We start from the raw sequence: 13,392 nt of genomic DNA, 5'->3' as shown, positions 1-13,392 counted from the left end.
TCACTGGCGAGTGATGCTCATTCTTGCTCGTATCACCATACTTTCAAGCAACTTCGAGCACCTGTTCTGTGCGCAGTATCCATCAGTTGAAGCCTTGGGTCCAGGGATCCCACGGCCGTTCGGGCTAAAATCGCGATCATGTCGAAGCACGAGCGGTGGAACACGCTCCTCGAACTCCTCGCCGCCACCGGCAGGCTGGAGGTCGAGGACGCCGCGGCGACGCTCGACGTCTCCCCGGCCACGATCCGCCGGGACCTGGACGAGCTCGCCGAACAGCGGCTCCTTGTCCGTACTCGCGGCGGGGCGGTGCCGCAAGGGGTGTCGTACGAGCTGCCGCTGCGCTACAAGTCCTCCCGGCACGCCCCGGAGAAGCAGCGGATCGCCGCGGCGGTGGCCGAGCTCGTCCACGAGGGCGAGGTCGTGGGTCTCAACGGCGGGACGACGACGACCGAGGTGGCCCGCTCCCTTGCCCTGCGCTTCGCGGGCGGTGGCGCGCGGGAGACGACCGGAACGCCGGCCCTGACCGTGGTCACCAACGCGCTCAACATCGCGGGCGAGCTCGCCGTCCGCCCACAGATCAAGATCGTGGTGTCCGGGGGCGTGGCCCGCTCGCAGACGTACGAACTGGTCGGCCCGCTGGCCGCGGGAGTGCTGGACGAGGTCGTGCTCGACGTCGTCGTCCTCGGTGTCGACGGCATCGACCCGCGGCTCGGGCTCATGGCCCATCACGAGGACGAGGCGGGGATCAGCCGGCTCTTCGCCGAGCGGGCGAGCCGGGTCGTCGTGGCTGCCGACTCCTCGAAGCTGGGCCGACGGGCCTTCGCCAGGATCTGCGGGGTCGACCGCGTGGACGTCCTGGTGACGGACGCGGCGATCCCGGCGGACGCGGTGCGGGAGTTGACGGACGCCGGCGTGCGGGTCGTCACCGTCTGACCCGCCCCGCCGTCCGACCCACCGCACCGCCCGTCTCCTGTGCTAGCCCGTGACGATGCCGGGGTCGCTGACGCCGGGAGCACCGGTCTCCACATGGCCCGCGAAGCGTCGCAGGAAGGTGCTGTCACCGCTGGAGACGACCGACAGGTCGTACCAGCGCCCGCTGCCGCTCAGGTCCACGGTGTGGGTCACGGTGGCGCCCTGGGCCACGTCGAAGGTCCGCGACCGGCCGCCGTAGGCCGGGGCGCTGGTGACGGTGAGGGTGACGCCCGCAGCGCCCGGGTTCTTCATCGTCAGCACCAGGTTGCCACCGACGCCGTCATGACGGGCCGTCACCTCGGGCCCGGCCTTCGTGCCGGGTCCCCGGAAGCGGCGCAGGAAGCCCTGCGGCCCGGTGGCGGTGAGGTCGTACGTCCCCGCCGAGTACGCCGTGTTCCAGGTGTCCGGCAGGCTCGCTCCCGCCCCCGTGGTGTACGTCCACGGACCGTCGGTGCGGTTCGGCGCGGTGATGTAGAAGTGGGCCCCCGCCTTGGCGCCCGCACCGAAGGTGAGGGTGTAGCGACCGGTGGACGGGGTGGCCAAGCCGTCGACGTACAGCTCGTACGGCAGTGGCCTGGTCGGGCGTGCCCCTGCTTCCTGGACGGGCAGCACCGGCTTGGTGGGCGGCTTCGGTACGTAGCTGGGGTGCCGCTCCTTGTCCGGCGGCTCGTAGGCCGAGGTGTCGGGCAGCGCGGCCGGCGCGGTGTCCTCGAGCGCGAAGTCGAAGGCCGAGGTGAGGTCGCCGCAGAGGGCCCGCCGCCAGGGCGAGATCTGCGGCTCCTGGACCCCGAAGCGGCGCTCCATGAACCGGATGATCGAGGTGTGGTCGAAGACCTCGGAGCAGACGTAACCGCCCTTGCTCCAGGGCGAGACGACGAGCATCGGCACGCGCTGCCCCAGGCCGTAGGCGCCTGCGGCGTATCCGGCGTTGCCGGTGAACCAGTCGAGGGAGGTGTCGACGGTGGAGCGACCCTGGGCGGCGGAGGCCGGCGGGTAGGGCGGGACGACGTGGTCGAAGTAGCCGTCGTTCTCGTCGTAGGTGATGAACAGCGCGGTCCTGCTCCACACCTCCGGGTTGGAGGTGAGCGCGTCGAGGACCTGCGAGATGTACCAGGCGCCGTAGTTCGAGGGGAAGTTGGGGTGTTCGGTGAAGGCCTCGGGGGCGGCGATCCAGGAGATCTTCGGGAGCCGGTTCGCGGCCACGTCGGCGCGCAGGATGTCGAAGAAGCCACCCCCGTTCTTGACGTCGGTGCCGGTGCGGGCCTTGTCGTACAGCGGGTTGCCCGGCTGGGCGGTGCGGTACTGGTTGAAGTAGAGCAGCGAGTTGTCGCCGTAGTTGCCGCGGTAGGCGTCGTTGATCCAGCCCCAGTGGCCGGCGGCGTCCAGACCGTCGCCGATGTCCTGGTAGATCTTCCAGGAGATCCCGGCCTGCTCGAGCCGCTCGGGGTACGTCTTCCAGCTGTATCCGGCCTCTTCGTTGCCGAGAACGGGGCCGCCGCCGGTGCGGTCGTTGCCGGTGTGACCGGTCCACATGTAGTAGCGGTTGGGGTCGGTGGCCCCGATGAACGAGCAGTGGTAGGCGTCGCAGACGGTGAACGCGTCGGCGAGCGCGTAGTGGAACGGGATGTCGTTGCGGTTCAGGTACGCCATGGTGCCCGCGGACTTGGCGGGGATCCACTGGTCGTACTTGCCGTTGTTGAACGCCCGGTGGCCGCCCGCCCAGTCGTGGTTGAGCCCGGCGATGAACTGCATCCCGAGGTCGTCGGCCGTCGGGTGGTACGGCAGCACGGTCTTGGTGCCGTCCTGCTGGTGCCAGACCGACTTGCCACTGGGCAGCGTGATCGGGCGGGGGTCGCCGAAGCCACGGACGCCGTTCAGCGCGCCGAAGTAGTGGTCGAAGGAGCGGTTCTCCTGCATCAGCACGACGATGTGCTCGACGTCGGCGAGGGTCCCGGACGCGCGGGCGGCGGGAATGGCGGCGGCCCGGGCGATGCTGCTGCCGAGGGCGGAGAAGCCGGCGGTGGCACCGGCTATCTGGAGAAAGCGGCGCCGATTGAGTTCCGTCATGGGTCTGAGCACCTCTGATGGATTCCGGGGGGACGGTGGTCCGAGCGAGCCCAAGATCAGTGGGTGAGGGGACGGGGACGTGTCGTCGACACGTGGGGGCGCGGTACAGGACATGAACGCGGAACCGGACGGGCGTCCCCACGGCCGGAATCACCGTAGAGTCCGCGGTCGCACGGCCGAGCGCGGTCGTCGAAGAGTCCATGGGGTCGTACGAGAAGTCCATGCGCCGCCCGTGCGCCCTTCCCGGGAACCGGCCGTGGCCGGAATCTGTCCCCAATGAAGGAGGAAGGGGGGCGGAATGGACGCATGGGTGGTCCCCGGGTACACGGAGTACCGGGAACTGGGTTCGGGCGCCAGCGGGCGGGTGGTCCTCGCCGTCCATGATGCGACCGGTGTGCCGGTGGCCGTGAAGTACCTCGGCGAACGCCTGCGGAGCGACGCCGCGTTCATCCGGGGCTTCCGGGCCGAGGCGCGCCTGCTCGGCGGCCTCGACTCGCCGTACGTCGTGGGTCTGTACGAGTACGTGGAGGCCCCGCGCGGCGCGGCCATCGTCATGGAACTGGTCGACGGGCTCGCGCTGCGCGCGCTGCTGGCCCGGGAGGGCGCCACCGGCCCCGAGGCCGCGCTGGTCGTGCTCAAGGGCTCGCTCCTGGGTCTTGCCGCCGCGCACCGGGCGGGGGTCGTGCACCGCGACTACAAGCCCGAGAACGTCCTGGTCGCCGCCGACGGCTCGTCCAAGCTCGTCGACTTCGGCATCGCGACGGACCGCGGCAGCAGGCCCGGCGTCGCCGGCACCCCCGCGTACATGGCTCCCGAGCAGTGGAACGGCGAGCCCGCCTCCCCCGCCGCCGATGTGTACGCGGCGACCGCGACCTTCTACGAATGCCTCACCGGACACAAGCCGTTCACCGGCCAGAACATCGCCGAACTGGCGCTCCAGCACCTCGACGCCCCGGTCCCCGACGCGGACGCGCCGGAACCGTTGCGTCCTTTGATCCGGCGCGGTCTCGCCAAGGCTCCGGAGCAGCGGCCGGCGAACGCGGCGGCGTTCGTGACCGAGTTGGAGACGGTCGCCACGGCCGCCTACGGGCCGGACTGGGAGGAGCGCGGTCAGCGCAGACTCGCCGCGCTCGCGGCCCTCATCCCTCTGCTCCTCCCCTCGAACGGCGGCGGGCAGGCCTCGGGCACGACCGCCCTCCACACGACCACCCTGCCGCCGAGCGGGGGTCGTGGGACGCGGCTGTGGCCGAAGGTGCTTCCGGCCGGCGTGGGGGCGCTGATCCTGGCCCTGCTGGCCGCCGTCGCCGCGCGCGCCGGGGACGAGGGTGCGGGCCGTACGACGGCCGAGGCCTTCGCCACCACGAGCGCGCTGCCGACGGGCTCGGTGTCCCCGACGGCCGAGCCCTCGGGGACGACGTCTCCGGGAACGACGCCTCCGGAAGCCGCACCCTCGGCGTCCACCGGATCGACTCCTTCCACCACTCCCCCGCCGTCGGAGTCACCGTCGCCGACCGAGACTCCGACGGCGACTCCGACGACGGCCGCTCCGACCACGACCGCTCCCCCCACGGATCCGGTGACCAGTCCGCCCACGAGCACACGGCCGGTCGGCGTGAAGTCGGTGTCCGTCACCGGCCTGCGGCAGACCGGCACGGGCACCGCCGAGGCGACCTTCGAGGTCGTCACCGACGGGACCGGCCCGGTGACCGTCCTCGTCGGCTGGTTCACGAGCGACGCCAAGGGAGAGCCGGGCACCGCCGACGGCTCCGAGAGCCTTCGGCGCAGCGGAGCTACGCGCTACACGTTCACGCTGACCCACGCCTTCCAGGGCAAGGGCTGTTACTGGGGTGTGCGGGCGGCGACGGACCCCTCGGCCGCGAACGGCGGTTCCACGCAGCAGGTCCTGACCCGGGGGTGCACGGTCTCATGAGCGATCCACGACACCGCCCGTACGACTCGGACGAGTACAGCGCCACCGTGCTCGGCAGCCAGTGGTTCGAACGACCGGCGGACGACGTACAGCCCGACCGCGTCGAGGGCGAGGTCCTGCGATTCGGCCCCGGCGTGACCGCGGCCGTCCGTCGACGGGCCGTCGACGGTCCCACGACGGCGCAGATCTGGCACGGCACGCTGCCCGGGCAGGACCCCGGCGGAGCTCCCCCGCGCCCCCGCCGTCGGGGGCTGGGGCGGTACGCCCTGGCGGGTGTCGTGCTGCTGGCCGTGCTGGCGTTCCTGGCGTGGCAGCGGCTCGGGCCGACCGTGTCCGTACGCGGGGTGGCGGTCGCCGCGCCCGCGCAGCCGCTCGGCTGCGACGGTACGGCGGACGTCGTGGCGGTGGTGGAGACCGACGGGCGGCCGGGCACCGTGACGTATCGCTGGGAGCGCAGCGACGGCACCACGTCCGGGCTGCTGCGAGAGCGGCTCGCCCGGCATCAGACCGAGGCGCGCCTGCATCTGCTGTGGACGTTCCGCGGCCGGGGCGAGCACCGGGCGACGGCCAGGCTGGTGATCGTCTCGCCCTCCCCGGGGCACACCGCGGAGACCCGCTTCACGTACCGGTGCGGCTGAGCCCGGGTACGACCGAGGCCGGGTTCGACGAACCCCGGGGCGGCTGAGGCGTCAGCGCCCGCGGCGAACGCGGGCGGCCTTGCGGGCCTCGGCCATCTTGCGGTCCTCGGCCGACCGCCGGGACTCGTTCTTGGCGCGGCCCGGCTTGCCGGGGACGGTTCCCATGCCGCGGAAGGGCTTGCCGCCGCGCTTGGGGCCTTCGCTGCTCGGCGCGCTGCCGGCGACGGGGACGCCGGAGGGAGCCTTTGCGCCGGTGATCCGGCTGAGTTCGGCCTCGCCGGAACGGACCTGGGTGACCTGGGGGCGGAGCCCCGCGTCGGCCATGAGGCGGACCACGTCCCGCCGCTGGTCGGGCATGACCAGCGTGACCACGCTGCCCGACTCCCCGGCCCGCGCGGTGCGCCCGCCACGGTGCAGGTAGTCCTTGTGGTCGGCCGGCGGATCGACGTTGACGACCAGGTCGAGGTCGTCGACGTGGATGCCGCGCGCGGCGACGTTGGTGGCCACGAGGACCGTGACGTCGCCGTTCCGGAACCGCTCCAGGGTGCGGGTGCGCAGCGGCTGGGACTTGTCGCCGTGCAGGGCGGCGGCCCGTACGCCGCTTCCCAGCAGGTGCGCGGTGAAGCGGTCGACCGAGGCCTTGGTGGCCAGGAACATGATCACGCGCCCGTCGCGGGCGGCGATCTCGGTGGCGGTGGCGTACTTGTCGGCACCGTGCACCTGGAGGACGTGGTGCTCCATGGTGCCGACGGCCGCGGACGAGGGGTCGACCGAGTGGACCACCGCGTCGTGGAGGTAGCGCTCGACCAGGAGGTCGACGTTCTTGTCGAGGGTGGCGGAGAACAACATCCGCTGGCCGTCGGGGCGTACGAGGTCGAGCAGTGCGGTGACCTGGTCCATGAAGCCCATGTCGGCCATCTGGTCGGCCTCGTCGAGGACGGTGATGTCCACCCGGTCCAGGCGGGCGTCCTTGCGCTCGACGAGATCCATGAGGCGACCGGGGGTCGCGACGACGACCTCGGCGCCGTCGCGCAGCGCGGTCGCCTGCCGCCCGATCGACATGCCGCCGACCACCGTGGCCATCCGCAGCTTCAGCGCCCGTGCGTACGGCGTGAGCTCGTCGGTGACCTGCTGGGCCAGCTCGCGGGTGGGGACAAGGACGAGCGCCCGTGGCTTGCGCGCCTCGGCCCTACGGCCGGCGGTGCGGACGAGCAGCGGAAGCCCGAAGGCGAGCGTCTTGCCGGATCCGGTGCGGCCCCGCCCCAGGACGTCGCGCCCGGCGAGGGCGTTCGGCAGGGTGGCGGCCTGGATCGGGAAGGGCGTGTCGACGCCGTGCGCGGTGAGCAGCTCCCGTACCTCGGCGGGCAGGCCGAGCTCGTCGAAGGACGCGACGGCGGAAAGGGCCGGGGTGTGGCTGACCGGCTGCGCGAATTCGTCCTTGGACGTGGAGGTACGACGGGTGTGGTCCGGGCGGGCTGAACTGCTCATGGAAACCTTTGTGGAACCTGGGTGGGCACCTGCGTGCCGGGAAATGGCCGGGATGACGGGAAACGGCCGAGAAACGCAACGAGCCGGGACCCTCACCACTCGGGTGAGGGTCCCAGCTGCGTCAAGACGCTGAGGACGTCAGGCGGGGAGGATGTTCTCCGCCTGCGGGCCCTTCTGGCCCTGCGTGACGTCGAAGGTCACCTTCTGGCCCTCCTGCAGCTCACGGAAGCCGGAGGTCGCGATGTTGGAGTAGTGGGCGAACACGTCCGGGCCGCCACCCTCCTGCTCGATGAAGCCGAAACCCTTTTCCGAGTTGAACCACTTCACGGTGCCAGTAGCCATGCCATATCTCCTTCGGGGCATTACCCGGGAATCCGCACTGTGCGAATCCCGGCGTCGCCGCGATGATTTCCCCGTCCGGAAACAGCACCGAAAATACAAAAAGTGCCCGACGATTCATCATCGCCTAAGGCACTTGAAGTCTATGGGAACCACAACTGCAACTGATCTCGACTGTAGCACGGCGTGGTCATCTGCGCACGGAATTGCCCATTCCATCTTGTCTTCGCGGCAAGATCCTCGAGCAGTCGGCCCGGACCGGCCGGAGAGCCGGTGCCGCGCAGGTCGCCGGACGTATCCTCGCCCGGGACACGCCGAACGGAGGGCCGGGAACGTGGCGGACGACAGGAAGACCGGCTCGACGGCCTCGCTGAGCGCGCGAGCGCGCGAGGCCGTGCTGCAGAGGATCGTCGACCGGCGGTACGCGCAGGGCGCCCGGCTCGTCGAACGCGAGGTCGCCGAGGAGCTCGGCATGTCGCGCGTGCCGGTGCGCGAGGCGCTGCGCGCGCTGGTCGCCGAAGGGCTCCTCGAACTGCTCCCGCACAGCGGGGTACGCGTACGCCGCCTGGAGCGCGCCGACGTGGAGCACCTGTACGAGGTGTGGGAACCGCTGGCCGTCCAGGCGTCGCGCCTCGCGGCGCGGGCCGCGACGGCGGGACACACCGAAGGACTCGCCACCCTGGAGGCGACGCTGCGTCAGGCCGAGTCGGCGGCCGCGGCGGACGAGGGGACGCGCGAGGTGGCCGCGCACACCGCGTTCCACGAGGGCGTCGTGGAGCTGTCGGGCAATCCGCTGCTCGCGCGCACGATGGAGCAGCTGAGCTGGCAGCTGCGCCTGCTGTTCGGCCTGCGCGCGGAGCCCGCCCACATGAGGGCCCAGCACTCCGAGATGTTCCGGCACATCGCGGCCGGCGACGCCGAGGCGGCGGGGGCGAGCACGCTGCTGCACGTACGGGACAGCAGGGCCGTGGCCCTGCGGTCGCTCTTCGGCGACACCTGAGGTTCTTTGTATACCAAGGCGGGAGTGGGCCGTCCACGGCATCCCCGACACTCTGCCGTTCTCCAGGAACGACAGCATCACCAGGGCATCTCCCTTGCCCCGCCTCTCGCGTTTGGTATACAAAATCGGGGAGCCGCCTCTCCTACTCCCCAAGGAGCTCCCATGTGCGTCGAAGCCACGCCGCCACCCCCCAGCAGGCTGACCCGTCGGGGCGTCCTCGCCGGTGCGGCCGCGCTCGCCGCCACCGTGGCCGCGGCCGGTTCCGCGGTGGCCGCCCCCTCCGACCGTGTGGGCGGCTTCGCGGGCGACGCGATCCTCGTGGACACCGACCCGCTGTCCGACATCACCACGCTCATGCGCCCGGTCCGCGTGGTGCGGGCGGGCATCCCGGTCTGACCTGGCGGCCGCGCGTCGGGGTGCCGTCGGACAGCGCGACGGCCCGTGCGCCCCAGGCGCGCGCCGTGGCACATGGACGGGCCCAAGTCCCGTCGGCGCCCACGCCACGCGGCCCATGCGCCCGCGCGTCGGCCCGTCAGGTACGGGCCGACGCCCGCACGATGGCCCCTGTCCCAGGCCGCCGCAGCGTCGTGCCCGCCCCGTGCCGCCGCCGCTTCAACTCCCGTACGTACAGCCGACATCCCCCGCAGCCGGACATCCCCCGCTCGCCACCACCGCGCCCCGGCTGTCCAGCATTCCTCGACAGAGCCACCGAACCCCCTCCCCCCTCACCACCCCGCCGAAGGAGTCCCCATGAAGCCGTCCTCGCCCTCCCCCAGCGCGCTCTCCCGTCGCACGATGCTGGCCGGTGCCGCCGCCCTGGCCTCCACCGCCACCTGGGCCGTCGGCACCCCCGCCGAGGCCGCGACCGTGTCCGCCGAAGGGTCGGCGTCGGCAGCCGTGTCCGGCGCGAAGGGGCGCCGCGACAAGGCCGTGGTCTTCCGTAACGTGCGACCGTTCGGCGCGGCGAAGCCCACGGACCTGGTGGTCGTCGACGGCCGCGTCTTCGACGGCCCGGCGCCGCGCGGCGCGAAGGTCGTCGACGGCGGCGGCCGGATCGCGCTTCCCTCCCTCGTGGACGCGCACATCCACCCCGACAAGACGACCTGGGGCGGCTCCTGGGTGTCACGGAAGCCGGCGAGCGGCATCGCCGACTATGTCGCCCAGGACGTGGAGCTGTTCCGCAGCCAGCGCCGCCCCGTCGCGGAGCGCGCGTACGGGCTGATGGCCCACGCCGTCACCCGCGGCACGCGGGCGATGCGCGCCCACGCCGATGTGGCTCCGGCCTACGGTCTCGCGGGTGTCGAGGGAGTGGCTGAGGCGCGGGAGCGGCTGCGCCACGCCCTCGACGTCCAGATCGTGGCGTTCCCCCAGCACGGCGTCGTCCGCACCCCGGGCACGGCGGAGCTGCTGGAGGAGGCGGCGCGCGCCGGCCTCATCGACATGATCGGCGGTATCGACCCGATCGGATTCGACGACGCCCTCGACGAGCAGCTCGACCTCGTCTTCGGCATCGCGGACCGGCACGGCGTCGGTGTGGACATCCACCTGCACGACCGTGGCGAGAAGGGGATCAAGGCCATGCGCGGCATCATCGACCGCACGCGCGCCCTGTCCCTGGCCGGCAAGGTCACCGTCAGCCATGTCTTCTGTCTGCCCGGCCTGACCGACGGCGAACTCGGTTCCCTCGCCGCCGACCTGGGCGACCAGGACATCGCCCTCACCACGGTGGCGCCGTCCGACTCCCTCGTGCTGCCGATCGCCCGACTGCGCGAGCACGGGGTGCGAGTGGGGCTCGGCTCCGACGGTGTGCGCGACTCCTGGAGCCCGTTCGGCAACGCCGACATGCTGCACCGCGCGCATCTGCTCGGGTGGGTGACGGACGTACGCCTCGACGAGGAGCTGACGAACTGCTACCGCGTCGCGGCCCACGGAGGCGCCGACGTCATGGGGCTCGACCACGCGGACCTGGAGCCCGGCGCCCCGGCCGACTTCGTTCTCGTACGGGGCGGATGCCTGCCTCAGGTCGTGGTGGACATGCCGCGGCGTGACATGGTCGTGCACAGCGGAGTCGTCGTGGCCCGCGACGGGGAGTTCCTCGACTGAGGATCAGCGGAGCACCAGTGCTCCGGGGGCCTGGGCTTCGAAGATCTCGACGATCCAGTCGAAGACCGTCGGTCCCCGGCCGGCGCGTGCCGCGTCCAGCCTCTCGGCGACCGCCGGCCTGTTGTCGGGGTGGCAGCGCTTCAGCCGGAGCTCCAGTTGGCGGGCGGTCTCCGGGTGCCACAGCGCGTGCCGGGAGTGGGCGTGGTCGTGCCACTCCACCGTGAAGTCGCCGTTCTCGGGGGCGCCGTAGCCTCCGCGGAGGCAGTCGTTGAACGCGTCGAGGCTGCTTCCGAAGTAGCCGCCGGGGCCGTTGACCGCTTCGCCCATCACCCGCCAGAAGTCCTCCAGCGTCTCGATGCGCCTGCCGTCCAGCACGAAGATCGTTGTCACTCGACAAGGCTAACGCCAGGGGGTGTCCGGCTGTGGTCCGCCGGACACCCCCTCGGTCCTGTGCGGCTTCGGTCAGTTGCCCACGTAGGCCGCGAGGTGCTCGCCCGTGAGGGTGGAGCGGTCGGCGACGAGGTCGGCGGGTGTGCCCTCGAAGACGACACGGCCGCCGTCGTGGCCGGCGCCGGGGCCGAGGTCGATGATCCAGTCGGCGTGCGCCATCACCGCCTGGTGGTGCTCAATGACGATGACCGACTTTCCGGCGTCGACGAGCCGGTCGAGCAGCCCCAACAGATGCTCGACGTCGGCGAGGTGGAGGCCGGTCGTCGGCTCGTCGAGGACGTAGACGCCACCCTTCTCCGCCATGTGCGTGGCCAGCTTGAGCCGCTGCCGCTCGCCGCCGGACAGCGTGGTGAGCGGCTGGCCGAGGGTGAGGTAGCCGAGCCCGACGTCGGAGAGACGTTCGAGGATCTTGTGCGCGGCCGGCGTGCGGGCCTCACCGGCGCCGAAGAACTCCTCCGCCTCGTTGACCGACATCGCGAGCACCTCACTGATGTCACGGCCGCCGAGGTGGTACTCGAGCACCGACGCCTGGAACCGCTTGCCCTCGCAGTCCTCGCAGGTGGTGGCGACACCGGCCATCATGGCCAGGTCGGTGTAGATGACGCCGGCGCCGTTGCACGTGGGGCAGGCGCCCTCCGAGTTGGCGCTGAACAGCGCCGGCTTCACGTCGTTGGCCTTCGCGAACGCCTTGCGGATCGGTTCGAGCAGTCCGGTGTATGTCGCGGGGTTGCTCCGCCGCGAGCCGCGGATCGGGCTCTGGTCGATCGCGACCACGTCCTCGCCGGCGGGGATCGATCCGTGGACGAGGGAGCTCTTGCCGGAGCCCGCGACACCGGTGACGACGACGAGTACCCCGAGCGGAACGTCGACGTCGACCTTCCGCAGGTTGTTCGCGGTCGCGCCGCGGATCTCCAGGGCCCCGGTGGGCTTGCGTACCGTCTCCTTGACGGTGGCCCGGTCGTCGAGGTGGCGGCCGGTGACCGTGTCGCCGGCCCGCAGCCCTTCGACGGTGCCTTCGAAGCAGACGGTGCCGCCCGCCGTACCGGCGCCGGGGCCGAGGTCGACGACGTGGTCGGCGATCGCGATCGTCTCCGGCTTGTGCTCCACGACGAGCACGGTGTTGCCCTTGTCGCGCAGCCGCAGCAGCAGGTCGTTCATCCGCTGGATGTCGTGGGGGTGCAGTCCGATCGTCGGCTCGTCGAAGACGTAGGTGACGTCGGTGAGCGCGGAGCCGAGGTGGCGGATCATCTTGACGCGCTGTGCCTCGCCGCCCGACAGCGTGCCGGCCGGCCGGTCGAGCGAGAGGTAGCCGAGCCCGATCTCCACGAACGAGTCGAGGGTGTGCCCCAGCGCGGTGAGCAGCGGGGCCACCGAGGGCTCCTTCAGGCCGCGGACCCATTCGGCCAGGTCGCTGATCTGCATCGCACAGGCGTCGGCGATGCTGACCCGCTTGATCTTCGACGACCGGGCGCCCTCTGCGAGCCGGGTGCCGTCGCACTCGGGGCAGGTGGTGAACGTGACGGCCCGTTCCACGAACTCGCGGATGTGAGGCTGCATCCCCTCCTTGTCCTTGGCGAGCATCGACTTCTGGATCCGCGGGATCAGACCCTCGTAGGTCATGTTGATGCCCGCGATCTTCATCCGGGTCGGCTCGTGGTGGAGGAAGGCGTGCAGCTCACGCTTGGTGAAGCGGCGGATCGGCTTGTCCGAGGCGAAGAGACCGGACTCGCTGTACAGCCGGTAGTTCCAGCCGCCCGGCTTGTAGCCGGGGATGGTCAGGGCGCCCTCGTCGAGCGACTTGGAGTCGTCGTAGAGCTGGGCGAGGTCGAGGTCGGTGACCGAGCCACGCCCCTCACAGCGGGAACACATGCCGCCGGTACGGCTGAAGGTCGCCTTCACCGCCTTCTTCTCACCGCGCTCGACGGTGATGGCACCGGCTGCCCGGACCGTGGGCACGTTGAAGGCGTAGGCGCTGGGCGGGCCGATGTGCGGCTTCCCGAGACGGCTGAAGAGGATGCGCAGCATGGCATTGGCGTCGGTGGCGGTGCCGACCGTGGACCGGGGATCGGCCCCCATCCGCTGCTGGTCGACGCTGATGGCGGTCGTCAGACCGTCGAGGACGTCGACATCGGGCCGTGCGAGGGTCGGCATGAAGCCCTGCACGAAGGCGCTGTACGTCTCGTTGATCAGCCTCTGGGACTCCGCTGCGATCGTGTCGAAGACCAGCGAGCTCTTGCCCGAGCCGGAGACTCCGGTGAACACCGTCAGTTGGCGCTTCGGGATCTCGATGCTGACGTCCTTGAGGTTGTTCTCGCGGGCGCCGAGCACACGGATCACGTCGTGGTTGTCGGTGGCGCGCGGCGCGGGCGTCTGCGTGTTCGTCCTCTTGGCCATGCTCTTCGTGT

At 71.3% G+C, this 13,392-nt stretch carries 11 protein-coding genes; 6 read left to right on the top strand and 5 right to left on the bottom strand.

Going from position 1 to position 13,392, the window contains the following annotated elements; all coding sequences use genetic code 11:
- Positions 1-138 precede the first annotated feature (138 nt).
- Positions 139-933 (top strand): DeoR/GlpR family DNA-binding transcription regulator, encoded by a 795-nt coding sequence (locus tag ACZ561_RS02045; protein WP_470988438.1) that lies wholly within the window; start codon positions 139-141, stop codon positions 931-933.
- Between the two features lie 42 nt (positions 934-975).
- Here the strand turns inward: ACZ561_RS02045 and ACZ561_RS02040 are convergent, their stop codons facing one another.
- The gene (locus ACZ561_RS02040) at positions 976-3,039 is read right to left on the bottom strand and encodes a phosphocholine-specific phospholipase C (protein WP_470988435.1); all 2,064 of its coding nucleotides are present in this window, start codon (positions 3,037-3,039) and stop codon (positions 976-978) included.
- Between the two features lie 298 nt (positions 3,040-3,337).
- Here ACZ561_RS02040 and ACZ561_RS02035 point away from each other — a divergent pair, with 298 nt between their 5' ends.
- On the top strand, positions 3,338-4,969 hold the full coding sequence (locus ACZ561_RS02035) for a protein kinase domain-containing protein (protein WP_470988433.1): 1,632 nt from the start codon (positions 3,338-3,340) through the stop codon (positions 4,967-4,969).
- Entirely contained in the window at positions 4,966-5,607 is a 642-nt protein-coding gene (locus tag ACZ561_RS02030) for a hypothetical protein (protein WP_470988431.1), read from the top strand. The genes ACZ561_RS02035 and ACZ561_RS02030 overlap by 4 nt, the downstream gene beginning before the upstream one ends.
- A 51-nt stretch (positions 5,608-5,658) precedes the next feature.
- On the opposite strand, the gene ACZ561_RS02025 is transcribed toward ACZ561_RS02030, so the two are convergent.
- Positions 5,659-7,095 (bottom strand): DEAD/DEAH box helicase, encoded by a 1,437-nt coding sequence (locus ACZ561_RS02025; protein ID WP_470988429.1) that lies wholly within the window; start codon positions 7,093-7,095, stop codon positions 5,659-5,661.
- 138 nt (positions 7,096-7,233) lie between these two features.
- On the bottom strand, positions 7,234-7,437 hold the full coding sequence (locus tag ACZ561_RS02020; RefSeq protein ID WP_033201600.1) for a cold-shock protein: 204 nt from the start codon (positions 7,435-7,437) through the stop codon (positions 7,234-7,236).
- Positions 7,438-7,768: 331 nt separating this feature from the next.
- Between ACZ561_RS02020 and ACZ561_RS02015 the strand changes: the two genes are divergently transcribed.
- From ACZ561_RS02015 to ACZ561_RS02005, 3 genes are all read left to right on the top strand, one after another.
- Positions 7,769-8,434 (top strand): GntR family transcriptional regulator, encoded by a 666-nt coding sequence (locus tag ACZ561_RS02015; RefSeq protein ID WP_470988428.1) that lies wholly within the window; start codon positions 7,769-7,771, stop codon positions 8,432-8,434.
- Positions 8,435-8,596: 162 nt separating this feature from the next.
- On the top strand, positions 8,597-8,830 hold the full coding sequence (locus tag ACZ561_RS02010) for a hypothetical protein (protein WP_470988426.1): 234 nt from the start codon (positions 8,597-8,599) through the stop codon (positions 8,828-8,830).
- A 354-nt stretch (positions 8,831-9,184) separates the two neighbouring features.
- Positions 9,185-10,537 carry an amidohydrolase family protein gene (locus ACZ561_RS02005; RefSeq protein ID WP_470988424.1) on the top strand — a complete coding sequence of 451 codons (1,353 nt, stop codon included), beginning with the start codon at positions 9,185-9,187 and terminating at the stop codon, positions 10,535-10,537.
- Between the two features lie 3 nt (positions 10,538-10,540).
- On the opposite strand, the gene ACZ561_RS02000 is transcribed toward ACZ561_RS02005, so the two are convergent.
- Both ACZ561_RS02000 and ACZ561_RS01995 read right to left on the bottom strand, forming a co-directional pair.
- Positions 10,541-10,927, bottom strand: coding sequence for a barstar family protein (locus tag ACZ561_RS02000; protein WP_470988423.1), 387 nt, complete (start codon positions 10,925-10,927; stop codon positions 10,541-10,543).
- 72 nt (positions 10,928-10,999) lie between these two features.
- Complete coding sequence (locus tag ACZ561_RS01995; protein WP_470988421.1) at positions 11,000-13,381, bottom strand: ATP-binding cassette domain-containing protein; 2,382 nt, start codon at positions 13,379-13,381, stop codon at positions 11,000-11,002.
- Positions 13,382-13,392 lie beyond the last annotated feature (11 nt).

The organism is Streptomyces sp. NPDC039609 (assembly GCF_055596705.1).
This window is presented reverse-complemented; position numbering and strand designations above follow the sequence as displayed.